A 24,900-nucleotide genomic window follows, 5' to 3' on the forward strand; every position below is an offset into this window, starting at 1 on the left:
TGAGCACTTGAAGGTTGTCCAGCGACACATTGCCCCGCTGCCGCGGCAGGCAATCCTCGATACGCGCGAATTGCGCAGGCGTAAGTTCCATGCGCAGTATGTTAGCACGTAGTGTTAACAGGCCCTAGCGGTGCTGCTGGCGGTGTTTTTGCGCCAAGCGCAGTCGGCCGAAGAAGCCGCGCAACTGCAAGCCGACTCGCTGACGACGCTGGTGTTTCAGCACGAGCGCGAATTCATGCGCCTGCGCCACGCCATCCAGGTGGCCCTACTGCAGCGCGACGCGCCGGACTGGGACATGCTGGCCCTGCGGCACGACATCTGGGCCAGCCGCGTGGCGCTGCTGCGCGCCCCTTCCACGGCGCCCCTGCGCGACGAGCCGGACTACCAGACGGTGCTGCCGCAGCTCGAACAACTGGTGCCGCAGCTGGACGCCGCGCTGCAACAACGCGACCGCACGCGGCTGCACACGCTGCTGCCGCGGCTGGACACGCTGGGGCCGGACGTGCAAGCGCTCAGCCTACGCGCCGACAGCCGCGTCGGCGACCTGGTCGCGGCCAAGCTGCGGGAGGTGCGCACCCTGCGCCGCTGGGTCGTGGCGCTGATGGCGGCGCAAGTGGCCGTGCTGCTGACCGCGGCGGTGGCGCTGTGGCTGCGCCACCGCCGCCAAGCCCAAGAGCGCGCGCAGCTCGCCGCGCTCAACGCCGCGCTGGTGCGCGCCCGCGACGCCGCCGAAGCCGCCAGCCGCGCCAAGAGCCAGTTCCTGGCCAACATGAGCCACGAGCTGCGCACCCCCTTCAACGGTCTGCTGGGCATGCTGGCCATGCTGGACGACAGCCCGCTGGACGCCACCCAGCGCGACCACCTGCGCACCGCGCAGGCCTCGGCCGAGCACCTGTTGCAGTTGCTCAACGACATCCTGGATCTCAGCGCGCTGGACGCCGGCCAGATGCGCATCCAACCCGAACCGGTGGACATGGCGGCGTTGGTGGACGACGTGCACCGCTGGCTGCGACCGCAAGCGCAGCGCAAGGGACTTGCGTTGCACGTGGCGCTGGACGGTCTGGCTGCCGCCCCTACGACGGTGCTGGCCGACCCGACGCGCGTGCGCCAGATCCTGCTCAACCTGGTCGGCAACGCCATCAAATTCACCGAGCGCGGCGAGGTGGCGTTGCGGGTGCGTGCCGAGCCGCTGGACGACGGCCGCATCCGCTGGCACGCCACCGTGCGCGACACCGGCATTGGTATCGACCCGGCCACGCAGGCGCGCCTGTTCCAGCGCTTCCAGCAGGCCGACCCCAGCATCACGCGGCGCTACGGCGGCAGCGGGCTGGGGTTGGACATCTCGCGCTCGCTGGCGCGGCTGATGGGCGGTGACATCACGTTGCACAGCGTGCCGGGACAGGGCTCCACGTTCGAAGCCACCTGGGTGACCGAGCCGGCGCCGCCGGGGGCGACCGCGTCCGGCTTTGCCCCTACGCGCCCCGGGGAGTGGCGCGCCGATGTGGCCACGCCGCCACCCGCCCCCGCCGACGACGCCCCGCCAGCGCCGCACACCGAGCCCTGCACGCCCGGCCAAGGCAGCGGCGCGTGCGTGCTGGTGGTGGAAGACCACCCGATCAACCGCCGGGTCATCGGGCTGCTGCTGACCAAGCTCGGGCACCACGCCACCTTCGCCGAGGACGGCGTGCAGGCGGTGGAGCTGGCGCGCACGCGCGACTTCGACCTGATCCTGATGGACCTGCACATGCCCGAGCTCGACGGCTTGCAAGCCACCGAGCGCATCCGCGCGTTGCCCGGCCCGCGGGGGCGGGTGCCGATCATCGCCCTGACCGCCGACGTCATGGACGATGCGCAGACGCGCGCACGCGCCGCCGGCATGGACGGCTTTTTGGCCAAGCCGGTGCAGCCGGCGCAGCTGCAAGCGGCCATCGCGGCCGTGTGGCCCGCCGCGCGCGCCTCCGCTACCAGCCCAGGCCCAGACGCAGCGGCAGGTACACCGCCATCCCCGTGACGATGGTGCCCAGCACCCCGCCACGGTAAAAAGCCCACCACGCCCCCGCCAGCGCCGCGTACAGGCGCGCGTCGTGCCAGGTCTGCACCACCGCGCCGTCGCGCATCACGATCTCGGGCACCACCACCGCCGCCAGCGCCGCGATCGGCGCGTACTGCAAACCCCGCTCGGCCCAATGCGGCAGCCGCCACGGCCGCTGCGAGAGGAAGAAAAACCCGCGCGTGACCACCGTCACACCCGCCAGCGCGACAAACGCCACCAAGCGCCAAGGATCCAGCCCACCCATCAATGCCCACCCCCTGCGCGCAGCCAGCGCGGACCGTGCGCCTCGGCCACCAGGCACACCAGCACCGCCGCGGCGATCGCCACCAGAATGTTGAGCTTGAGCGGCAGCGCCCACGCCGCCACCGCCGCCGTGCCGGCCACCGCCGCCGACAGCACACGCAGGCGCGACGTGGCCAGTGAACACCCCACCCCCAGCAGCGCCAGGATGCCGGCAAACCCCAGCCCCCACGCCGTCGGGATGGCGTTGGCCAGCGCGATGCCGACCAGGCTCGCCCCGGTCCAGGCCAGCCAGTTCAGCCCACAGCTGCCGGCCAGGTAGGCCTCCTGCTCGGTGCGCTGCTCGGACGTGGCCCCGGGGCGCGCGTAGCGCTTGGCAAAAAAGACGTACGACAGGTCGCCCGTCAGGTACCCCGTCAGCAGACGCTGTCCGCGCGGCAAATGGGCCAGGTACGGGCGCAGGTGCGCCGAAAACACCACGAAGCGCAGGTTGACACAAAACGCCGCCGCCAGCACCACCCACAGCGGCGCGCCGCTGACCATCAGCGGCACCGCGGTGAGCTGGGCGCTGCCGGCGTACACCAGCAGCGTCATCAGCACCGCCTCCAGCGGCGTCAAGCCCCCTTTGACCATCGCGACGCCCGTCATCAGGCCCCACGCCGCGATCCCCGTGGCCGCACCCGCCAGCTCCCGGGCGCCGACGGCAAACGCCGGGTGACGCCGCAGCCGCGGACTCAAAAACGATGTGCGCCAAAATGCTGCTTCGACGGCCATCGGCAAACCACCTTCGGCAGGGCCGCTCAACGCGGCGCCGCCAACGACTGGCCCACGCGCAGCGGGGCACCGCGCACAAAATCGGCCACCGGCAGCCGCCGTCCACCGGCGCGCTGCAGCTCGGTCAGCACCAGCGCCCCCTCGCCGCAAGCCACCCGCACGCCGCCCGCGTCCACGGCCAGCACGGTGCCCGGGGTGGCCTGAGCAGTCTGGGATTCGGCGCGGGCGCGCCACACCTTCAGCGGCGCGCCGTCCAGCCAGCCCCACGCACCCGGCACAGGGTCGAAGGCACGCACCTTGCGCGCCAGCACCGACGCCGGCTCACGCCAGTCCAGGCACGCCTCGGCCTTGTCGACCTTGGCCGCGTAGGTCACGCCCTCGGCGGGCTGGGGCTGCTGAGGCAACGGGCCCTGCTCGGCCAGCCGCAACGCGCGCACGATCAGCTCCGCCCCCAGCGCGGCCAGCCGGTCGTGCAGCTCGCCCGCGCTTTCTTGCGGACCGATCGCCAGCGGCTCGGCCAGCACGATCGGGCCGGTGTCCAACCCTTCGTCCATCTGCATGATGGTGATGCCGGTGCACGCGTCGCCGGCTTCGATGGCACGCTGGATCGGCGCCGCGCCGCGCCAGCGCGGCAGCAAGGAGGCGTGGATGTTGAGACAACCCAGCCGCGGCAACTGCAGCACCCAGCGCGGCAGGATCAGCCCGTAGGCCGCCACCACCAGCACATCGGGCTGCGCCGCCTGCAACGCGGCGCGCGCGGCAGCCGCGTCGTCGGCCCAGCGGCCATCCAGCCGCAGCCCGTGGGGTTGCTGCACGGCCCAGCCGTGCGCCAGCGCCAACAGCTTCACGGGCGAAGGCTGCAGCTTGAGGCCGCGACCGGCCGGCCGGTCGGGCTGGGTCAGCACCAGCACCGGCTCGTAGCCCGCCTGCGCCATGGCGCGCAGGGCCGTGGCGGCGAACACCGGCGTGCCGGCAAAGGCCACGCGCAAGCCACGCGCGCCCGTGGGCGCTGGCGTCAAGGCTGGGCCTCCGCCACCACCGCACGCCGCGCCCGCGCCGTCCCGCCACCGCTGCGGGCCCCCTCCCGCTCGGCTTTGAGCAGCTTGGTGCGGATGCGCTCGCGCTTCAGTGGCGACAGGTATTCGACGAACACCTTGCCCATCAGGTGGTCCATCTCGTGCTGGATGCACACGGCCAGCAGGCCTTCGGCCTCGATGACGCGGCTGACCCCTTGCTCATCCAGCGCCCGCACCCGCACCGCCACCGAACGCTCCACGCCGTCGTAAATGCCGGGCACCGACAGGCAGCCCTCCTCGCCTTTGCGCTTTTCGGGGCTGGCCCACTCGATCTCGGGGTTGATCAGCACCAGCGGCTCGTTGCGCGCTTCGCTGACGTCGATGACGACGATGCGTTCGTGGATGTCGACCTGGGTGGCGGCCAGGCCCACGCCGTTGGCGGCGTACATCGTGACGAACATGCGCTGCACGATCGTGCGCACACGCTCGTCCACCTGCGCCACCGGCCGCGCCACAGTGTGCAAGCGCGGATCGGGGTAGCGCAAAATGGGGTAAGGTTGTACGTTGGTGTTGTTCATCGGTGTCGTCATTTTGCCGAATTTGACACGCCCCTGCCAGCGCAGGGGTCCGTGACCATTGCCAACGGTGGGGCTCAGCCCGCACAATCACAAGGGAGGATCCGCCCCCATGAACACCTCGCACCGACCTTGGGCTCCCCGCCAGGCGCACCTGCGCCACGGGGCCCTGCTGGCCGCCGTGGCGCTGCTCAGCGCCGGCGCGCAGGCCTTCCCGAACTACCCCATCACCCCGCAGCAACGCAGCACTGCGCAACAGGTCGCGCAGGCCGGGGTGCCGCTGGCCGACCTCGCGCCCAACGCGCCCGAGCGCTACACCGTCAAGCGCGGCGACACGTTGTGGGACATCGCCAAGCTGTACCTGCTCAAACCCTGGCGCTGGCCGGAGCTGTGGGGCATGAACCTGCAGCAGATCCGCAACCCGCACCTGATCTACCCCGGGCAGGTGTTGGTGCTGACCCGCGTCGGCGACCGTGCCGTGCTGCAGGTGGACGCCGGCACCCCCCCCACCGTCAAACTGTCGCCGCGCATCCGTGCCGAACGGCTCGATGACGGCGCCATCCCGCCGCTGCCGCCGGGCGTGATCGAGCCGTTTTTGGCCGATGTCTCGGTGGTGGACGCAAGCGCCCACGAGCAGGCCCCGCGCATCGTGGCCGGCCCCGAGCAGCGCGTGCTGTTGGCGCGTGGCGACCGAGCCTACGCGCGTGGCCAAAGCGGCCCGAGCGACGCCCTCAGCGGCGAGCCGCTGGAAGGGGGCGTGGCGCGCCAGCTCGACATCTACCGCCAGGCCTTGCCGCTCAAGGACCCGGCCACCGGCGAGCTGCTCGGCTACGAAGCGCACCGCATCGGCCAGGCGCGGCTGGTGCGCGGCGAGCGCCAAGGCACCAACGCGCAGGGCCAACCCACGTTGGTGCCGGCCACGCTCGACATCGTTGCCGCGCGCGAAGAGGTGCGGCTGGGTGACCGGCTGCTGCCCGCACACCGGCAGGCCCACCCGGCCTACGTACCCCACCCCCCAGCCGAGGCCGTGCAGGGCCAGGTCGTCAAGGTGCATGGCGATGCCGTGCACTTCGCCGGACAGTACCAGGTGGTGGTGCTGAACCGCGGGCGGCAGCACGGGCTCGAGCCTGGGCACGTGCTGGCGCTGCTCAAAGACGGCGGCCACGTCACCGACAGCACCGACCCGGCCAAACCGCAACTCGCCCTGCCCGGCGAGCGCAACGGCGTCATGATGGTGTTTCGCACCTTCGAGCGCGTGGCCTACGCGCTGGTGCTGCAAATCACCGACGGCGTGCAGGTGGGCGACCGCTTCACCAACCCCTGATCGCGCATGGCGCCGGCTGACTGGGAGGATTGGCTGCGCCTGCTGGCCACCGACGGCGTCGGCCCGGCCACGGCGCGACGGCTGTTGGCCGCCTTCGGACCGCCGGCGGCGGTGCTGGCGCAACCGCGCGCGGCGCTGGCCGCGGTCGTCGGCGAGGCGCTGGCCCAGCGGCTGCGCACCGCGCCCGACGGCTGGGCATCGCTGCGGCAGCGCACCGCCGACTGGCTGGACCATCCCGACCACCACCTGCTGGCGCTTGGCGACGACGCCTACCCGAGCGCGCTGCTGCACGCGCCCGACCCGCCGCCGCTGCTGCACGTGGTGGGTGACTGGCGCGCGTTGCACACGCCGCGGGTGCTGGCCATCGTCGGCAGCCGCCACCCCACCCCCCAGGGCAGCGCCAACGCACGGGCGTTTGCACGCGCGCTGGCCGAGCGCGGGGTGTGTGTGGTGTCGGGGCTGGCCGCCGGCATCGACGGCGCGGCACACGAAGGCGCGCTCGATGCTGGCGGGCCCACGGTGGCGGTGGTGGGCACTGGCCTGGACCGCGTCTACCCGGCCCGCCACCGTGCACTGGCGCAGCGCGTGGCCGCGCACGGCTGCCTGGTCAGCGAATATGCGCTTGGCACGCCACCGCTGGCGCCCCATTTTCCCCGCCGCAACCGCATCATCGCCGGCTTGGCGCACGGCACGCTGGTGGTCGAAGCGGCGCTGGACTCGGGCTCGCTGATCACCGCCGAGCAAGCCATGCAGATGGGCCGCGAGGTGTTCGCCATCCCAGGCTCGATCCACGCGCCGCAGTCACGCGGCTGCCACGCGCTGATCCGCCAGGGCGCCAAGCTGGTGGAAACCGTGCAGCACATCGAAGAAGAGCTGCTGGGCGTGTGGGGCGCAGCGGCAGCGCCCCCCGCCGCAGCGTCCACGGCCGCCGCCCCCGACGACACCGACCCCGTGCTGCGCGCCCTGGGCTACGACCCGACCCCGCTTGATGTGCTGCAAGCGCGCTGCGGCTGGGACACCGCGGCGCTGCAGGCGCACTTGCTGACGCTGGAGCTCGACGGCCACGTCGCGCGCCTGCCCGGCGGACTGCTGCAACGCGTAGCGCGCGGCTGAGGCCCGCCCGCCGTCAAACGACGGCGCCGGCGTTGGGATCGTTGGGGTCGGCCTTGGTGCCGCCGCCCTTGATGAGGTCTTCGCGCTTGACGCCCAACCACATCGCCACGCCGGCGGCCACGAACACCGACGAGTAAATGCCGAACAGGATGCCGATGGTCAGCGCCAACGCAAAGTAGTGCAGCGTGGGGCCGCCAAAGATCAGCATCGACAGCACCATCGCCTCGGTCGAGCCGTGCGTGATGATCGTGCGGCTCATCGTCGAGGTGATGGCGTAGTCGATCACCTCGGGCGTGCTCATCTTGCGCTGGCGGCGGAAGGTTTCGCGGATGCGGTCGAAAATGACCACCGACTCGTTGACCGAGTAGCCCAACACCGCCAGCACCGCGGCCAGCACCGCGAGCGAAAACTCCCACTGGAAAAAGGCAAAAAATCCGAGGATGATGATGACGTCGTGCAGGTTGGCCACGATCGCCGCCAGCGCGAACTTCCACTCGAAGCGCAGCGCCAGGTACAGCATGATGCCGCCGATGACGAAGGCCAGCGCCAGCAAGCCGCCTTCGACCAGCTCGCGCCCCACCTGGGGGCCGACGAACTCGGTGCGGCGCAGCTCAACATCGGGCGTGCGCGCGCGCAACGCGGCCAGCAACTGCTCGGTCTGCTGGCCCGAGCTCAGCCCCTCGCGCAGCGGCAGGCGCACCAGCACGTCGCGCGCGCTGCCAAAGTGCTGCACCGGCACGTCACCGTAGCCAAGTTGCGCCACGGCCTCGCGCACCGGCGCCAGGTCGGCCGGTTGCGGGTAGGCCACCTCGATGACGGTGCCCCCGGTGAACTCCACCGAGAGGTTGAGGCCGCGCAGCGCCAAAAACACCACCGCCAGCACAAACGTGACCAGCGACACCAGGTTGAGCGCCAGCATGTGGCGCGTGAAGGGGATGGTGCGCTGCAAGCGAAAGAGTTCCATCGTGTCGTCCCTGCCGCATCAGGCGGCCTTGCCGCCCGCCGGCGGCGCGATGCCAATGGCGATCCACTTCAGCTTGCGCTGCCGGCCGTACCACAGGTTGACCAACCCACGCGAGAACATCACCGCCGAGAACATGCTGGTGAGGATGCCGATGCAGTGCACAACGGCAAAGCCGCGCACCGGGCCCGAGCCAAACGTCAGCAACGCCAACCCCGCCAGCAACGACGTGATGTTGGAGTCCACGATCGTGCCCCAGGCGTGCTCGTACCCCTTGTGGATAGCGGTCTGTGGCGCCGAGCCGTTGCGCAACTCCTCGCGGATGCGCTCGTTGATGAGCACGTTGGCGTCGATCGCCATGCCCAGCGTCAGCGCGATGGCGGCGATGCCGGGCAGCGTCAGCGTGGCTTGCAGCATCGACAAAATGGCCACCAGCAGCAGCAGGTTGAACGCCAGCGCCAGGCTCGACACCAGGCCAAAGAACGTGTAGTACACGCACATGAAGGCCACCACCGCCACAAAGCCCCACACCACGCTGTTGAAGCCCTTGCGGATGTTGTCGGCGCCCAGGCTCGGACCGACGGTGCGCTCTTCGATGATCTCCATCGGCGCGGCCAGCGAGCCGGCGCGCAGCAGCAGCGCCGTGTCGTTGGCTTCCTGCGTCGTCATGCGCCCGGAGATCTGCACCCGGCCGCCGCCGATTTCGGTGCGGATGACCGGGGCGGTGACCACCTCGCCCTTGCCCTTTTCGAACAGCAGGATGGCCATGCGCTTGCCAACGTTGTCGCGCGTGACGTCGCGGAAGATGCGCGCGCCCTTGGCGTCCAGCGTCAGGTTGACCACGGGCTCCTGCGTCTGGTTGTCAAAGCCGGCCTGCGCGTCGGTAAGGTTGTCGCCGGTCAGGATGACTTCGCGCTTGACGATGACCGCCCGCCCGTTGCGGTCCAGGTAGCGCTCCGACCCGAACGGCACCGGCGCGGCGGGGTCGCGTTCGGCGGCCAGCCCTTCGGGGCTTTCGTCCACCATGCGGATTTCCAGCGTCGCCGTGCGGCCCAGGATATCTTTGGCTTTGGCGGTATCTTGCACGCCGGGCAGCTGCACGACGATGCGGTCCAGCCCTTGCTGCTGGATCACCGGTTCGGCCACGCCCAGCTCGTTGATGCGGTTGTGCAGCGTCAGGATATTTTGTTTGAGCGCTTGCTCCTGCAGGCGGCGCACCGCTTCGGGCCGCAGCGTCAGCGCCAGCTCCGGCTCGGCGCCGCCAGCCTGCTCGGCCACCGCCACGTCGGGCAGCTCGCGCGCCAGCAGCTCGGCGGCCTGGCGCAGGCCGGCCGCGTCGCGCGCCCGCACGCGCACCGCGTCGCCTTCGCGGCGCACACCGCCGTGGCGCACGTCACGCTCGCGCAGCAGCGTGCGCACCTCGCCCACCAGCGCGTCGAGCCGCTTGCTGGTGGCGGCGGCCATGTCCACCTGCAGCAAAAAGTGCACCCCACCGCGCAGGTCCAGCCCCAGGTACATCGGCTTGGCGCCCAGCGCCTGCAGCCACGCCGGGGTGCGCGGCAGCAGGCTGAGCGCCACCACATAGCCGGGGTTGGCGGCGTCGGGGTTGAGCGTGCGCTCGATGACGTCGCGCGCACGGATTTGGTCGTCGGTGGAGGCAAAACGCACCCGCACGCTGGCGCCGTCGAACTGCACGGCCTCGGCACGCAGCGACGCGCCGGCCAACGCCTGCTCGATGCGCGCCACCGTGCCTTGGTCGAGCCGATGCGCCGCGCGCGCCGGCGACACCTGCACCGCCGGCGCTTCGCCAAACAGGTTGGGCAGCGCGTACAGCGCGGCGACGACCAGCGCCACCGCCAGCACGGCGTACTTCCACCAGGCGTAACGGTTCACTTGAGCGTACCTTTGGGCAGCACCTGCGCCACCGCGGTGCGCTGCAGCTGCACCTCCACGCCGTTGGCCACCTCAATGCTGATGTAGGGGTCGCCCAGCTTGGTCACCTTACCCAGCAGGCCACCGGCGGTCAGCACTTCGTCACCCTTGGCCAGCGCTTCGATCATGGCCTTGTGCTCTTTTTGGCGCTTCATTTGGGGCCGGATCATCACGAACCACAGCACCACAAACATCAGCAGCAGCGGCAGCAGGCTCATCAGCGTGGAAGGGGCGTCGCCAGCGGCGGCGGCTTGGGCGTAAGCGTTGGAGATGAACACGTCGCGTTCCTTGTGGCGTGTTGAGACGGCAAAACAAGCGGCGGCGCGCCTGGCGCGCTGCCACGGCAGGCGGCCATTGTAGCGGCGCGGCTGCCCGCGCGCGCCGTCAGTCCGGATGGGCCTGCGCCACCACCGGCTGCGGCCGGAGGCGCACGCCCCACAGCACCCCGACCACCAGCAGCGCCACGCCGGCCAACGCCAGCGGCTCGGGCCAGCGCCCACGCCACAGGTAGGCGTACAGCAGCGCGGCCAGCGTCTCGAACACGATCAGCTGCCCCGCCAACGCGGTCGGCAGGCGCTGGCTGGCCGCGTTCCAGCACAGCGTGCCCAGCCACGAGGCCAGCAGCCCGATGGCCGCCATCAAGCCCAAAAACACCATCGGCCGCGGCCCCAGGGGCAGCCAGCCAGCGTCGCCGTGCCACGCCCACCACGCCGCCAGCACGGCGTAGCCCAGCGCCGCCAACGGCAGCGTGGCCAGCCCCTGGGCGGTGGACCAGGCGCGCGCGCTGCGCGTGGGGTGGGCGCGCAGCCAGTCGGCGTTGCGCAGCGGGTACCAGGTCCAGCACACCACCGCACCCAGCGCCAGCAGCGCCCCCAGCGCGTAGTCGGCCACGCGGCGCGTGGGATCGGCCAGCACCGCCGTCAGCTCCACGTGGTTGACCAGCGCGATGCCGCCGCCGATCAGCACCAGCGCTGGCAGCAGCCGCAGCCACGGCAGGCGGCCGTCACGCTGGGCGTCGCGCCAGTTGGCCACCACGGCGATGACCACCGGCAGCGTGCCGATGATGACGGTCGACAACGGGCCGCCGGTGCGCTGGATCGAGCTGGCCAGCAACAGGTAGTACAGCAGGTTGCCCACCAGCGCCAGCTCCAGCGCACGCGCCCAGTCCGGCGCGCGCAGCCGACGCAGCTCGGCGCGGTCCCACCACGCCAGCGGCACACACAGCAGGCCAAACGCCAAGTAGCGGCCCACCGATTGCAACGCCGCCGGGTACTCCGGCACCATCAGCGGCGCGACGAACACCAACCCCCACAACAGCCCGGCGGCCAGCGCCCACACGACGCCGGCGCCCACCCCGTGGTGCGCCACGCCCCCCTGCGTAACAACGTGATCGGTCATGCCCTGCGCGTCCCTCGGCTTCCTGTTCGCAAAGGGCGGCAGTGTAGCGCCACGCGGCGGGCGTCAGGCAGGGGACACGCCGCGGCCGCGGCGCATCAGGCCGCGCGCGCCGCTGCGCTGGCGCCGTCCACCGGGGTGGCCGCGCCGCCGCGCCAGCGCTGCCGCAGTTCTTCCCACTGCGGGCGGGCGCGCTGCAAGGCACGCGCCTTGACGTGGCCAAAGCCGCGCACCTGCGCCGGCCAGCACGCAATGGCCAGCGCCAGCGGCATACGCTCGGGCGTCAGCCCCGCCAACACGTCGGCGATGGCGGCTTCGTACTCGGCGATCAGCGCGCGCTCGGTGCGGCGCTCTTCGGTGTAACCAAAGGGGTCCAGCCAGGTGCCGCGCAGGCCTTTGAGGCGCGCCAACACCCGCATGGCCATGAGCACCCATGGGCCGTACTCGCGCTTGAGCAGCTCGCCCCGATCGTTGCGGCGCGCCAGCAGCGGCGGCGCCAGGTGCAGCCGCAGCCGCACGTCGCCCTCGAACTGCTCACGCAGGCGCTGCTCGAACGCGCCGTCGGTGTACAGGCGCGCCACTTCGTATTCGTCCTTGTACGCCAACAAGCGTCCGTACTGCTGCGCCACCGCCAGCGCCAGCGCATGGCCGCTGAGGCCCAACGCCGTCTCGGCCTGCTGCACGCGGCGCACCAGGGCCTCGTAGCGCTGCGCGTAGGCGGCGTTTTGGTAGCCCGTCAGGTGCTCCACCCAGGCACGCACGGTTTGCTCCAGCGTCGGCTGGCGGTGCAAGGGCACCACCTGCGCCGGCGCCACCAAGCGCAGCACCGCGGCCAGGTCGTGCGCGACGCGCCGCCCCCATTCGAAGGCGGCCAGGTTGGCCTTGACCGCCACGCCGTTGAGTTCGATGGCGCGCTGCAGCGTCTCGCGCCGCAGCGGTATCCAGCCCTTTTGCCAGGCGTAGCCCAGCACCATCGGGTTGACGTACAGCGTGTCGCCCAGCAGCTTGAGCGCCAGCGCTTCGGCGTCGAACGCGCCCACGGCGTCGGCCCCCACCGCCTCGGTGATGGCCGCCACGCAGCGCTGCGATGGGTTGACCCAATCACGGTCGTGCACGAAGGCCGCCGTCGGCGTGGCCTGGGCGTTGAGCGCCACGTGCGTGCGCCCGGGCAACGTGCGCGCCAGCGTCTCGGCGCTGGCCGCCACGATCGGGTCGCACGCCAGGATCAGGTCGGCCGCCGCGGTGGGCACGCGCGTGGTCAGGATGTCGTCCTGCCGCGCGCCGATCAGCACGTGGCTCCAGGTGGCGCCCCCTTTTTGCGCCAAGCCGGCAGCGTCCTGCGTGACGATACCTTTGCCTTCCAGGTGCGCCGCCACGCCCAGCAGCTGCCCGATCGTGATGACCCCCGTGCCCCCCACCCCGGCCACGACGATGCCCCAGGCCGCGCCGCCGGGTTGCAGCGTCGGCAGCGTCGGCTCGGGCAACGGCGGCAGGCTGTCCGGTCCAGGCACGCCCGCGTCACGCGCCGGCTTGCGCAGCGTGCCGCCCACCACCGACACGAAGCTGGGGCAAAAGCCCTTGACGCACGAATAGTCCTTGTTGCAGGTGCTTTGGTTGATCGTGCGCTTGCGCCCCAACGGCGTCTCCAGCGGCTCGACGCTGAGGCAGTTGCTCTGCTCGCTGCAGTCGCCGCAGCCTTCGCAGACGCGCTCGTTGATGACGACGCGCCGATCCGGCTCGGCCATCAGGCCGCGCTTGCGCCGGCGGCGCTTCTCGGTGGCGCAGGTCTGGTCGTAAATGATGGCGGTCACGCCGGGGGTGACGCGGCACTCGCGCTGCACGCGGTCGAGTTCGTCGCGGTGCAGCACCGGCACGTCGGCCGGCAGCGTCAGCGTCACGCCACCCAGGGTGGTGTGCTGGGCGTGGGCATACTTGGCCGGCTCGTCGGTGACGATGAAGAGCTTGCGCACCCCCTCGCTGCGCAGGCTGTGCACGATTTGCAGCACCGAGTGCCCTTCCGGCCGCTCGCCGACCGGCTGGCCGCCGGTCATCGCCACGGCGTCGTTGTAGAGGATCTTGTAGGTGATGTTGACGCCGGCCGCGATGGCCTGGCGGATGGCCAGCAGCCCGCTGTGAAAGTAGGTGCCGTCGCCCAGGTTGGCGAAGATGTGCCGCTCGTTCGTGAACGGCTGCTGCCCGACCCACGGCACGCCCTCGCCGCCCATCTGGGTGAAGGCGAGGGTGTTGCGGTCCATCCAGATCGACATGTAGTGGCAGCCGATGCCGGCCATGGCGCGCGAGCCTTCCGGTACCCGGGTCGAGGTGTTGTGCGGGCAGCCCGAGCAAAACCACGGCAGGCGCTGCGCCTGGCCGCTGGTCAACTCGATGGCGTGCAGGGCGCGCTCGCGCGCGTCGATCAGCGCCAGCCGCTCGTGCACCCGGCGCGCGATGTCGCTGCCTTCGGGCAGCAGGCCACGGCGCTGCAGACGCTTGGCCAGCGCGCGCGCGATGATGACCGGCGTCAGGTCGGCGTTGGCGCGCAGCAACTGGTTGGCGCTGGGGTTGGGCATCGACCACTCGCCGCCGGAGTGGTCGCCCTCGATCTCGTCGAACTTGCCAAGCACGTCCGGGCGCACGTCGGGGCGCCAGTTGTAGAGCTCCTCCTTCAGCTGGTATTCGATGACCTGGCGCTTTTCCTCCACCACCAGGATCTCGCGCAGCCCTTCGGCAAAGGCACGCGTGATCTGCGCCTCCAACGGCCACACCACCGCCACCTTGTGCACGCGGATGCCGAGCTGCCGGCAAGTGTCGTCGTCCAGCCCCAGGTCGTGCAGCGCCTGGCGCAGGTCGTTGTAGGCCTTGCCGCTGGCGATGATGCCGTAGCGATCGTGCGGCCCCTCGATGACATTGTGGTTGAGCCGGTTGGCGCGCACGTAGGCCAGCGCCGCGTACCACTTGAAGTCCATCAGCCGCGCCTCCTGCTCCAGCGGCGCGTCGGGCCAGCGGATGTGCACGCCGCCCGGAGGCATCTCGAAGTCGTCCGGCAGCACGATGCGCACGCGCTCGGGGTCGATCTCCACCGTGGCGCTGGACTCGACGATCTCTTGGATCGTCTTCATGCCGGTCCACACGCCGGCGTAGCGGCTCATGGCCCAGGCGTGCAGGCCGAGGTCCAGAATCTCTTGCACGCTGGCCGGGAAAAACACCGGCAGCCCGCAGGCCTTGAAGATGTGGTCGCTCTGGTGCGCGGCGGTGGAGCTCTTGGCCACATGGTCGTCACCCGCCACCGCGATCACCCCACCCCACGGCGTGGTGCCGGCCAGGTTGGCGTGCTTGAAGACGTCGCTGCAGCGGTCCACGCCCGGCCCCTTGCCGTACCACAGACCAAAAACGCCGTCGTACTTGGCGCGGCCCGGCGGGGCAAAGCCGAGCTGCTGCGTGCCCCACACGGCGGTGGCGGCCAGCTCTTCGTTGATGCCGGGCTGGAACACCACGTGGTGCGCTTGGAGGTGCTCGCGCGCCTTCCACAGCGCCTGGTCGTAGCCACCCAGCGGCGAGCCGCGGTAACCGCTGATGAAGCCGGCGGTGTTTTTGCCGGCCAGCGCGTCGCGTTGGCGCTGCAGCATCGGCAGGCGCACCAGCGCCTGGATGCCGCTCATGAACGCGTGGCCGCGCTCCAGGGTGTATTTGTCGTCCAGCGTGACGCTGGCCAGGGCACGCTGCACGTGCTCGGGCAAAGGTGCGGTCATGGCAGTGATCTCCTCTTGGGACAGCAAGGGCCGGTGGGCCCACAACCGGACGGCGGGCCTGCCAACCACGCCCGCAGCGCCGCGCGCCGGGATCTCCGGCGGCGCGCGCCTGCATGCCATGCCCGTCCGGGCGCATCGCAGCCCGCAGTGTAGGGTTCAACGGCCCGGGCGTGGCCATTACCCCCACACCGCAGGCCATTTTTGCGGGAAAACCCTAGGTCGGCGACGCCCTGCCGGCGGGCGCCGGTGCTAAAGTGGCGCGCACCTCCATCACCAAGGCTGTTGGACCACGACCATGCCAAGCCCGGACGCGCCGCCCCCGCGCAAGCTGCCCGCCTGGGCCTGGCCCTGGGTAGCGTTGGCGACCGCCGGGGCCTACGTGTTGGCCGGCTGGCTGGCGCGGGGTTTGTGTGCCGCGCCGGACTACGCCATCGTGGTGTTTTTGCCTGCCGGGGTGGCCGCCGGCGCAAGCCTGGTCGCCGGCCCGGCGGCCCTGCCTGGCGTGCTGCTGGGGTCGCTGGCCGTGCAAGCGATGACCCACCACGCGTTGGGCCACACCGAGTACCCATGGACGATGCTGGTGCCGGCGCTGGGGGCCGCGGCGATGGCGCACCTGGCCGCGTGGGCGGCGCGGCGCTGGGCCGGCTACCCAGGCCCCTTGGACGCGCCGAGGCAGGTGGTGCGGCTGTTGTTTGCGGTGTTGCCGATGACCGCGCTGCTCAACGCCAGCGTGGCGGTGCCCACGCTCGTGTGGACCGGCACCATCCCCGCCGCCGACGCCGCTGAACAATGGCTGAACTGGTGGCTGGGCGACGCGCTGGGCATGGTGCTGCTGGTGCCGCTGGCGCTGGTGCTGTTCGGCCAACCGGGCCCGCTGTGGTGGGCGCGCCGCTACAGCGTTGGGTTGCCGCTGCTGGTGGCGCTGCTGCTGGTCAGTGGGGCGGTGCACCTGCTGTTCCAAACCCAGTGCGATCGGCAGCAACTGCTGATGCAACAAATCACCAGCCAGGCGGGTCAAGCGCTGCAGCGGCGGCTGGACGCGCAACTCGACGCGTTGGAGGCGATGGCTCAGCTGCTGGCGCGCAAGCCCGACATGGACCAAGCCGAGTTCGAGGGGGTGGCCGAGCTGTGGCTGCGCCGGTACCAGGGCACGCAGAATTTCGCCTTCAACTGGCGTGTACCGCGCAGCCAGCGGGCGCAGTACGAGTGCTGCCAGCCGGGCTGGCCGATCATGGGCCGTGACGCCGCTGGCCGACGCTTCCCTGCCCCGGACGCCGACGAGCACATCGTCATCACGCGCCTGGCCCCGTTGCGCGGCAACGAGGCCGTGCGCGGCCTGGACGTGCTGACCTACGCGCCGCTGCGCGACGCCGTGCAGCAGGCCATCGCCACCGGTCGGCCGCAGGCCACCGAGCCGTTTCGCCTGGTGCAGGAAACCGGCACCCAGCGCGGCATCGTGGTGTACCATGCAGTGCGCTCGCCGACGGCGCCGCACACGCTGCTGGGCATCGCCTCCAGTGCCTTTCGCATGGGCGACGTCACGCAGGCGGCGCTGGACGCACTGCCGCTGCAAGACCTGGCGCTGTGCCTGGTGGATGAACGAGCCGGCCCCGACAACCGGGTGCTGGCCGGCGCCCCCGACTGCGTCGAGCGCTTGGGCGTGCCCGGGGGCTTTGCCCACGCCTGGCCGGTGCGCTTTGCGCAGCGCGACTGGCGGCTGCACGTGGCGCCGCAGCCGGCGTTTTGGCGCCACAGCGGTGCGGACACGCGCATGCAGCTCACCGCCGTCATCGGCTTTGCCGCGGTGGGCCTGTTGGCGGCGTTGCTGCTGGTCGGCACCGGGCAGCGCCGCCGCATCGAGCAACTGGTGCGCGAGCGCACGCTGGCGCTGGCGCACAGCCACGCGCAGCTGCAACAACTGGCCCATTACGACCCGCTAATCGGGCTGCTCAACCGCACCCGCTGGGCCGAGGTGGCGCGCGGCGTGCTGGACACCGCGCGACGCGAGCAGCGCATGGTGGCGGTGGTCTTCATGGACCTGGACCGCTTCAAACAGGTCAATGACACCCTGGGCCACACCCTGGGTGACCGGCTGCTGCAGGCGTTGGCGGGGCGCTTGCAGCAGGTGCTGCGCAACCGCGACGTGCTGGCGCGCTTCGGTGGCGATGAGTTTGTGGCGCTGTTGCCGTGGATCAAAGGGCAAGCGGGCGCCGAGGTGGTGGCGCGCAAGGTCAGCCAGGCGTTGGAAGCGCCCATCGAGCTCGACGGCACCTCGGTGCGCATGGGGGCCAGCATCGGCGTGGCGATCTTCCCCGACGACGGCGATGACCTCGACACGCTGCTGCGCCACGCCGACACCGCCATGTACGCCGCCAAGGCCGCCGGGCGCAACCAGTGGCGTTTTTTTGAGCCGTCGATGCAAGCGGGCGTGTCGCGCCGCCTGACGCTGGAGACGGCGCTGCGCGCCGCGTTGGCCAACCCCGACGGCGCGGGCCTGCACCTGCACTACCAGCCGCAGGTACGGGCCGACGACGGCCACGTCGTTGGGTTGGAAGCGCTGCTGCGCTGGCACCACCCGCAACTCGGCCCCCTGTCGCCGGCCGAAGTGGTGCGCGTCGCCGAAGAAGCGGGCATCGTGGATCGGCTCGACCACTGGGTGCTGCAACACAGCCTGGCGCAGTGGACGCAATGGTGCGCGCAGGCGCCGGCGTTGCTGCAGGACGTGCGCTTGGCGCTCAACGTCTCGGCGCAGGAGTTGGTCCACGGCACGCTGCTGGAACGCGTGCGCACCGCGCTGGCCACCCACGGCCTGGGCGCCGACGTGCTCGAAATCGAGATCACCGAAAGCGTGCTGATGCAGGCCGGCGGCGATGCCATTGAGCAGTTGCACGCCTTGCAACGCCTGGGTGTGTCGGTCAGCCTGGACGACTTCGGCACCGGCTACTCGAGCCTGAGCTACCTGAAGCGCCTGCCCATCGCCACACTCAAGATCGACCGCAGCTTCGTCGATGGCATCCCGCACGACGCCGACAGCGTCGCCATCGTGCGCGCGACCCTGTCGATGGCGCACGACCTGGGCTTGGCGGTGGTGGCCGAAGGCGTCGAAACCGTGGCGCAACGCGGCTTTTTGCGCGCGCACGGCTGCACCGTGCTGCAAGGCTGGCTGTTTGCGCGCGCGATGCCACCGGACGCACTGTTGGCCTGGCTGCGCACCCAACGCAGCACCGGCACCGCATAATCCCCGTGACGCGATGGACCTCAAACCCCTCATCACGCTGCTGGCCATCGTCAACCCGCTGGCCATCGTGCCGTTTTTCATCCACTACACGCAGGGCATGTCCCGCGCGCAGCGTCGTCGCACGGTGTGGATCTCGTCGTGCACCGCGTTTGCAGTGATCGCCGCCTGTGCGCTGGCGGGGCTGCAAATCCTGGACTTTTTCGGCATTTCGCTGGCCAGCTTCCAGGTCGGTGGCGGCATGCTGCTGCTGATGTCGGCCATGGCCATGCTCAACGCCCAGCCGGCCGAAGCCAAAACCACGCGCGAAGAGGTGCGCGACGCCGCCAGCCGCGCCTCGATCGCCGTGGTGCCGCTGACGATCCCGCTGCTGACCGGCCCGGCCACGATGTCCACCGTCGTCATCTACGCCGAACGCGCGCAGACCTTCTGGCAGCATGCGGCGCTGGTAGGCTATGGCGTGGTGGTGGCGCTGGCCACGGCGTTGTGCTTCACGCTGGCCGTGCCGATCGAACGGGCACTTGGCAAAACCGGCATCAACGTGATGACCCGCCTGATGGGCCTGATCCTGGCCGCGCTGGCGGTCGAGGTGATGGCCGCCGGTTTGCAGCGGCTTTTTCCGGCGCTGGGCGCCCCCGCCTGACGGCGGCGCCGTCGCCACCCCGGGCACACCTTGGCACAATCGGCGCCATGGACGCTGACACCCCCACCCCTTGGCCCCACGACGACCAACCCAACGGCGCGGCCGGCCCCTTGGCCGGTGTGCGCGTGCTGGAGCTGGGCCAACTGATCGCCGGGCCGTTTGCCGCGCGCGTGCTGGCCGACTTCGGCGCCGACGTCATCAAGATCGAGCCGCCCGGCCAGGGCGATCCACTGCGCAAGTGGCGCCTGCTGCGCGACGGCACCTCGGTGTGGTGGGAAGTGCAATCCCGCAACAAACGCTCGGTGTGCGCGGACCTGCGCACCCCCGAAGGTCAGGCGTTGGTGCGGCAACTGGCGGCCGAAGCCGACGTGCTGATCGAAAACTTCAAACCCGGCACGCTGGAGGCCTGGGGGCTGGGCTGGGAGGCGCTGCACGCCCTCAACCCGCGCCTGATCATGCTGCGCGTCTCAGGCTACGGCCAAACCGGCCCCTACGCGCACAAACCCGGCTTTGCCATCCTGGGCGAAGCCATGGGCGGCCTGCGCTACCTGACCGGCGAGCCCGGGCGCGTGCCGGTGCGCTGCGGCGTGTCGATCGGCGACTCCATCGCGGCGCTGCACGGCGTCATCGGCGTGCTGCTGGCGCTGTACCACCGCGACGCCCGCGGCGGGCAGGGGCAAATGGTGGACGTGGCGCTGTACGAGAGCGTGTTCAACCTGATGGAAAGCCTGCTGCCCGAATACGACGCCTTTGGTGTGGTGCGCCAGCGCGCGGGCAGCGCCTTGCCCGGCATTGCGCCATCCAACGCCTACCGCTGCCGCGCGGCGGGCGATGACCCCGAGCCCTACGTGTTGATCGGTGGCAACGGCGACGGCATCTTCCGACGCCTGATGCACGCCATCGGCCGCCCCGACCTGGCCGACGACCCCGCGCTGGCCCACAACGACGGCCGCGCGCGCCGCGCGGCGGAACTGGACGCCGCCATCGAGGCCTGGACACAACAGCGCACGGTGGAGGAAGTCATCGCGGCGCTGGAGGCCGCCGACGTGCCCGTGGGCCGCATCTACACCGCAGCCGACATCGCCCACGACCCCCACTACGCCGCGCGCGGCATGGTGGTGCACGCCACCGACCGCGAAGGCCGGCCCCTCAAAGTCCCGGGCGTCGTGCCCAAGCTCAGCGCCACACCGGGGCGGCTGCGCACGCCCGCGCCACGCCTGGGCGAACACGGCGCGCAGGTGGCCGGCGGGCGCTGGCCTGCGGCCGAATGATGGGCACCGGCGTGGGCGCTTGCGGTTTCACCATCCACCGACACCGACGCTGACGATGACAGGGAGCTCGACCATCACCGCGGCGCGCAGCGCCGCACCCGCCAACGCTGCGGGCACCGCGCCGCTGACACCACCGCCGCAGCGTGCGGCATGGCGCCGCCTGGCGGCGCTGGCGCGCCCGCCGCAACCCCACCTGCGCACGCTGCTCGACGCGCGCGACCCGGCGCGTGCGCAGGCGCTGCGGTTCGAAGCCGCTGGGCTGACCTTGGACGCCACCCGGCAAGCGTTGACGCTGCCCGCCTGGCACGCGTTGCTCGACCTTGCCGACGAGGTGAGCGTGCGCGACCACGCCCAAGCGATGTGGCGCGGCGCGCCGATCAACGCCACCGAGGGACGCGCGGTGCTGCACGTGGCGTTGCGCGGCAGCCACGTGGACGACCCACCATGGGGCAGCGCCGTGCGCGACGCCGTGTGGCACGAGTTGCAGCGTTTTCTGGGCATGGCCGAACGGCTACGCGCCGGCGCCTGGCGGGGCCACGGCGGCCAGCCGATCACCGACGTGGTCAACCTGGGCATCGGTGGCTCCGACCTTGGGCCGCGCATGGCGGTGCAGGCGCTCGGCCCCACCCACGCCGGCCCGGCGCGGGTGCACTTCGTCTCCAACCCCGACGCCTGGGCGTTGTGGGAGGTGCTGCGCCCGCTGCAGCCCGAGCGCACGCTGTTCATCGTCCAGAGCAAGACCTTCACCACCCAAGAGACGTTGCTGCTGGCGGCCAGCGCGCGACGCTGGCTGGCCGACGGCGGCATCCTCGAGCGGGAGCAAACCCCGCATTGGATCGCCGTCACCGCCCACCCCGAACGTGCCCAGGCCTGGGGGGTGGTAGCCGACCAGGTGTTGCGGATCTGGGACTGGGTCGGGGGGCGCTATTCGCTGTGGAGCGCGATTGGGCTGCCGCTGGCCATCAGCATCGGCCGCGCCGCGTTCGAGCAACTGCTGGCCGGTGCGTATGCGATGGACGAGCATTTCTTGCACGCCCCGCTGGAACGCAACCTGCCGCTGGCGTTGGCGCTGTTGGGCGTGTGGAACCGCAATTTTCTGGGTTGCCCCACCCACCTGCTGGCGCTGTACGACGCGCGGCTGGCGGAGTTCGCGCGCTTCATCCAGCAGATGGACATGGAGTCCAACGGCAAATCGGTGCACATCGACGGGCAGCCTGTCACGGTCGACACCGCGCCGATTGTCTGGGGTGGCCTAGGCATCGATGCCCAGCATGCGTACTTCCAGCTGCTGCACCAGGGCACCCACCGGGTACCGGTCGATTTCATAGGCGTGCGCGAAACGGACGCCCCGTTGCCCAACGTGGCCGAACACCAACGCCTGCTGCACACCAACCTACTGGCCCAGGCCGAGGCGCTGGCCCGCGGCCGCGATGCCGAAGCCACTGCAGCCGCACTGCGCGCGGAAGGTTTGGACGACGCCGAGGTGCTGCGCCTGACGCCGCACCGCACCTACCGCGGCAACGTGCCCAGCAACATTCTGTGGCTGCCACGGCTGGACCCGTTCCATTTGGGCGCGCTGGTGGCTGCCTACGAGCACAAGGTGTTTTGCCAGGCCACGTTGTGGGGCATCCACGCCTACGACCAGTGGGGGGTGGAGCTCGGCAAGACGATCGCGCGCACGCTGGCGACCGACGCACCGTAAACAAATTACACTCGAACCAGCCCCCAACGACCGACCGCCCTCACCGCCATGCCCCGATCGACGACCACCCACGCCGCCCCGCACCGCGTCCCGGCCAAGGATGTGCCGTTGGTCGAAGATATCCGGCTGTTGGGCCGCATCCTCGGCGATGTCATCCGCGAACACGAGGGGGCGGCCACCTTTGAGCTGATCGAGCGCATCCGCCAGCTGTCGGTGGCTTACCGGCGGCACGCCGATCGGCGCGCGCAGCACGCGCTGCAGACGCTGCTGCAGGGGTTGTCGGATGCGCAGGCCGTCAGCGTCATCCGTGCGTTCACCTACTTCAGCCACCTGGCCAACCTGGCCGAGGACCGCCACCACATCCGCCGGCGCGAGGTGCACGAGCGCGCCGGGCATGTGCAACCCGGCAGCCTGGCGCACACGTGGCGGCGGCTGCAGCGCCGTGGCATTGGGCACGAGCGGGTGCGACAAACGTTGGCGGGCGCCTATGTGTCGCCGGTGCTGACCGCCCACCCCACCGAAGTGCAGCGCAAAAGCATCCGTGACGCCGAGGCGGCGATCGCCGACTTGCTGCGCGAGCGCGACGCCATCCGGGCCCAAGCCGCCGCCGCCGGCAGCCGCAGCCACGACCGCGTGCTGCAGCGAGCGCTGGACGCCAACGAGGCCGCACTGCGCGCGCGCATCACCCAGTTGTGGCACACGCGGCTGCTGCGCTTTTCGCGCCTGACGGTGGCCGACGAGATTGGTAACGCGCTGGCGTATTTCGAGCGCACCTTCATCCCCGAGCTGCCGCGCCTGTACGCCGACCTGGAACACACCCTGGGTGCGCCGGTGCCGCCGTTTCTGCGGCTGGGCCAGTGGACGGGGGGCGACCGTGACGGCAACCCCAACGTCAATGCCGACACGCTGCACCTGGCGCTGCAACGCCAGGCTGACCTGATCCTGCGCCATTACCTGCGTGAAGTCCACCTGCTCGGCGCGGAGCTGTCACTGTCGGCGATGTTGCTGCCCCCACCGCCCGCGCTGCAGGCACTGGCCGCGGCCTCGCCCGACCGCAACGCGCACCGCGAAGACGAGCCGTACCGCCGCGCGCTGATCGGCATCTACGCCCGGCTGGCCGCCACGCTGCAGCAACTCACCGGGGGCGAGGCGGCACGCCATGCGGTCGCGCCGCAGGACCCCTACCCGAGCGCCGACGCCTTTGTGGCCGACCTGCGCGTGCTCGACGAGGCGCTGGTGCAACAGGGCTGCGCCGCGCTGGCCGAGCCGCGTCTGCGCCCACTGCTGCGCGCCGCGCAGGCGTTTGGCTTCCACCTGGCCACGCTGGACCTGCGGCAAAGCAGCGACCAGCACGAGCACGCGGTGGCCGACCTGCTGGCCGCCGCCGGCGTGCATGCTGGCTACGCCGACCTGGCCGAAGCCGACAAGCGCCGCGTGCTGCTGCAGGCGCTGGCCGATCCGCGGCCGCTGCGCATCCCCGAGCGCGCCTACAGCCCCATCACCGAGCGCGAGCTGGCCGTTTTTGCCGCCGCACGGCAGGCGCGCCGCCAGTACGGTGGGGCCGCCATCCGCCACGCCATCATCAGCCACACCGAGGCCGTCAGCGACCTGCTGGAGGTGCTGGTGCTGCAAAAAGAAACCGGGCTGCTGCACGGCGCCTGGGGCCACGACGCGCGCGCCGAGCTGATCGTGGTGCCGCTGTTCGAAACCATTGAGGACCTGCAGCGCGCCGCCACCATCATGGCCGAGTACTACGCCGTTCCTGGCGTGGCGGCGCTGGTGGCCCACGGCGGGGCGCTGGAGTACGGCGAGCAAGACATCATGCTCGGCTACTCGGACAGCAACAAGGACGGCGGCATTTTCACCAGCAACTGGTCGCTGTACCAAGCCGAGGTGGCGCTGGCGGCGCTGTTCGACCGCCTGGCCACCGAGCTGCCGCGGCCGGTGCGCATGCGGCTGTTCCACGGCCGCGGCGGCACCGTCGGGCGCGGCGGCGGCCCCAGCTACGAAGCCATCCTGGCGCAGCCGGCCGGCACCGTGCGCGGGCAGTTGCGCCTGACCGAACAGGGCGAGGTGATCGCCTCCAAGTACGGCCACCCCGACATCGGGCGGCGCAACCTGGAAACCCTGGTGGCCGCCACGCTGGAAGCGACCCTGCTGCCGCCGCGCCAAGCGGTGCCCAAGCGCTTCGTGCAAGCGGCCGAAGCGCTGTCGCACGCCAGCATGGCCGCGTACCGCGCGCTGGTGTACGAAACACCGGGGTTTGCCGATTATTTTTTCAGCGCCACCCCGATCCGCGAAATCGCCGAACTCAACATCGGCTCACGCCCGGCGTCGCGCACCGGCTCGCAGCGCATCGAAGACCTGCGCGCCATTCCGTGGAGCTTCAGCTGGGGGCAGTGCCGCCTGACGCTGCCGGGGTGGTACGGTTTGGGCAGCGGTGTGCAGGCGCTGTGCGACCAGATGGGGCGCGACGCCGCGCTGACGCTGCTGCGCGAGATGCACGCGCGCTGGCCGTTTTTCGCCACCTTGCTCAGCAACGTCGACATGGTGCTGGCCAAAAGCGACCTGGCGCTGGGCGCGCTGTACGCGCAACTGGTGGACAACCGTGCCTTGCGGCGCCGCGTCATGGGGGCCATCGAGGCCGAATGGCACCGCACCCACGAAGCGCTGGCCGCCATCACCGGTCACGCGCAGCGCCTGGCCAACAACCCCGCGCTGGCACGTTCGATCGAGCACCGCTTCCCCTACATCGACCCGCTGCACCACCTCCAAGTCGAGCTGATCCGCCGCTACCGCGCCGGCAACCACGAAGAAAAGGTCAAGCGCGGCATCCACTTGTCGATCAACGGCATCGCGGCGGGGCTGCGCAACACGGGCTGATGGCGCGGCCGGTGCCGATTGGTGGATACTCGCA

The 24,900-nt window shown here is 71.0% G+C and carries 17 protein-coding genes; 8 read left to right on the forward strand and 9 right to left on the reverse strand.

The window, feature by feature from the left end:
- The first annotated feature begins 130 nt into the window (after nucleotides 1-130).
- Entirely contained in the window at nucleotides 131-2,011 is a 1,881-nt protein-coding gene (locus Taqua_RS03535; RefSeq protein ID WP_144324789.1) for a response regulator, read from the forward strand.
- Here the strand turns inward: Taqua_RS03535 and Taqua_RS03540 are convergent.
- From Taqua_RS03540 to def, 4 genes are read right to left on the reverse strand one after another with little or no spacing between them, the layout of a single operon-like run.
- Complete coding sequence (locus tag Taqua_RS03540; protein ID WP_144324791.1) at nucleotides 1,962-2,297, reverse strand: AzlD domain-containing protein; 336 nt, start codon at nucleotides 2,295-2,297, stop codon at nucleotides 1,962-1,964. The two genes, Taqua_RS03535 and Taqua_RS03540, sit on opposite strands and share 50 nt — an antisense overlap.
- Nucleotides 2,297-3,067: an AzlC family ABC transporter permease gene (locus Taqua_RS03545; protein WP_132962379.1), complete on the reverse strand. Its 771-nt coding sequence runs from the start codon at nucleotides 3,065-3,067 to the stop codon at nucleotides 2,297-2,299. Before Taqua_RS03545 ends, Taqua_RS03540 begins: the two co-directional genes overlap by 1 nt.
- Before the next feature lie 26 nt (nucleotides 3,068-3,093).
- On the reverse strand, nucleotides 3,094-4,056 hold the full coding sequence (gene fmt / locus Taqua_RS03550; RefSeq protein WP_144324963.1) for a methionyl-tRNA formyltransferase: 963 nt from the start codon (nucleotides 4,054-4,056) through the stop codon (nucleotides 3,094-3,096).
- Between the two features lie 26 nt (nucleotides 4,057-4,082).
- Nucleotides 4,083-4,661 carry a peptide deformylase gene (gene def / locus Taqua_RS03555; RefSeq protein ID WP_144324793.1) on the reverse strand — a complete coding sequence of 193 codons (579 nt, stop codon included), beginning with the start codon at nucleotides 4,659-4,661 and terminating at the stop codon, nucleotides 4,083-4,085.
- A gap of 109 nt (nucleotides 4,662-4,770) precedes the next feature.
- On the opposite strand from def, the gene Taqua_RS03560 reads away from it, so the two are divergent.
- Together Taqua_RS03560 and dprA are read left to right on the forward strand one after the other, a co-directional pair.
- Nucleotides 4,771-5,982: a LysM peptidoglycan-binding domain-containing protein gene (locus Taqua_RS03560; RefSeq protein ID WP_144324795.1), complete on the forward strand. Its 1,212-nt coding sequence runs from the start codon at nucleotides 4,771-4,773 to the stop codon at nucleotides 5,980-5,982.
- 6 nt (nucleotides 5,983-5,988) lie between these two features.
- Complete coding sequence (dprA, locus tag Taqua_RS03565) at nucleotides 5,989-7,095, forward strand: DNA-processing protein DprA (RefSeq protein ID WP_144324797.1); 1,107 nt, start codon at nucleotides 5,989-5,991, stop codon at nucleotides 7,093-7,095.
- A gap of 13 nt (nucleotides 7,096-7,108) precedes the next feature.
- On the opposite strand, the gene secF is transcribed toward dprA, so the two are convergent.
- The 5 genes from secF to Taqua_RS03590 all read right to left on the reverse strand — a co-directional run bounded on the left by secF (nucleotide 7,109) and on the right by Taqua_RS03590 (nucleotide 15,132).
- The gene (gene secF / locus Taqua_RS03570; protein WP_144324799.1) at nucleotides 7,109-8,059 is read right to left on the reverse strand and encodes a protein translocase subunit SecF; all 951 of its coding nucleotides are present in this window, start codon (nucleotides 8,057-8,059) and stop codon (nucleotides 7,109-7,111) included.
- A gap of 18 nt (nucleotides 8,060-8,077) precedes the next feature.
- Nucleotides 8,078-9,949 carry a protein translocase subunit SecD gene (gene secD, locus Taqua_RS03575; RefSeq protein ID WP_144324801.1) on the reverse strand — a complete coding sequence of 624 codons (1,872 nt, stop codon included), beginning with the start codon at nucleotides 9,947-9,949 and terminating at the stop codon, nucleotides 8,078-8,080.
- Nucleotides 9,946-10,266, reverse strand: a complete 321-nt coding sequence (yajC, locus tag Taqua_RS03580; protein ID WP_132962373.1) for a preprotein translocase subunit YajC — start codon at nucleotides 10,264-10,266, stop codon at nucleotides 9,946-9,948. Before yajC ends, secD begins: the two co-directional genes overlap by 4 nt.
- A gap of 106 nt (nucleotides 10,267-10,372) precedes the next feature.
- Nucleotides 10,373-11,341, reverse strand: a complete 969-nt coding sequence (locus Taqua_RS03585; RefSeq protein ID WP_132962430.1) for a DMT family transporter — start codon at nucleotides 11,339-11,341, stop codon at nucleotides 10,373-10,375.
- A gap of 140 nt (nucleotides 11,342-11,481) precedes the next feature.
- The gene (locus tag Taqua_RS03590) at nucleotides 11,482-15,132 is read right to left on the reverse strand and encodes an indolepyruvate ferredoxin oxidoreductase family protein (protein ID WP_144324803.1); all 3,651 of its coding nucleotides are present in this window, start codon (nucleotides 15,130-15,132) and stop codon (nucleotides 11,482-11,484) included.
- A 295-nt stretch (nucleotides 15,133-15,427) separates the two neighbouring features.
- On the opposite strand from Taqua_RS03590, the gene Taqua_RS03595 reads away from it, so the two are divergent.
- From Taqua_RS03595 to ppc, 5 genes are read left to right on the forward strand one after another with little or no spacing between them, the layout of a single operon-like run.
- On the forward strand, nucleotides 15,428-18,370 hold the full coding sequence (locus Taqua_RS03595; RefSeq protein WP_144324805.1) for a bifunctional diguanylate cyclase/phosphodiesterase: 2,943 nt from the start codon (nucleotides 15,428-15,430) through the stop codon (nucleotides 18,368-18,370).
- A gap of 13 nt (nucleotides 18,371-18,383) precedes the next feature.
- Nucleotides 18,384-19,010 (forward strand): MarC family protein, encoded by a 627-nt coding sequence (locus Taqua_RS03600; protein ID WP_144324807.1) that lies wholly within the window; start codon nucleotides 18,384-18,386, stop codon nucleotides 19,008-19,010.
- A gap of 47 nt (nucleotides 19,011-19,057) precedes the next feature.
- Nucleotides 19,058-20,281: a CaiB/BaiF CoA transferase family protein gene (locus Taqua_RS03605; protein ID WP_144324809.1), complete on the forward strand. Its 1,224-nt coding sequence runs from the start codon at nucleotides 19,058-19,060 to the stop codon at nucleotides 20,279-20,281.
- A gap of 55 nt (nucleotides 20,282-20,336) precedes the next feature.
- Nucleotides 20,337-21,983 carry a glucose-6-phosphate isomerase gene (pgi, locus tag Taqua_RS03610; RefSeq protein WP_144324811.1) on the forward strand — a complete coding sequence of 549 codons (1,647 nt, stop codon included), beginning with the start codon at nucleotides 20,337-20,339 and terminating at the stop codon, nucleotides 21,981-21,983.
- Between the two features lie 48 nt (nucleotides 21,984-22,031).
- A complete protein-coding gene (ppc, locus tag Taqua_RS03615) occupies nucleotides 22,032-24,866 on the forward strand; it encodes a phosphoenolpyruvate carboxylase (protein ID WP_144324813.1) in 2,835 nt (944 codons plus the stop codon).
- Nucleotides 24,867-24,900 lie beyond the last annotated feature (34 nt).

Source organism: Tepidimonas aquatica (assembly GCF_007556585.1).
Lineage (GTDB): Bacteria > Pseudomonadota > Gammaproteobacteria > Burkholderiales > Burkholderiaceae_C > Tepidimonas > Tepidimonas aquatica.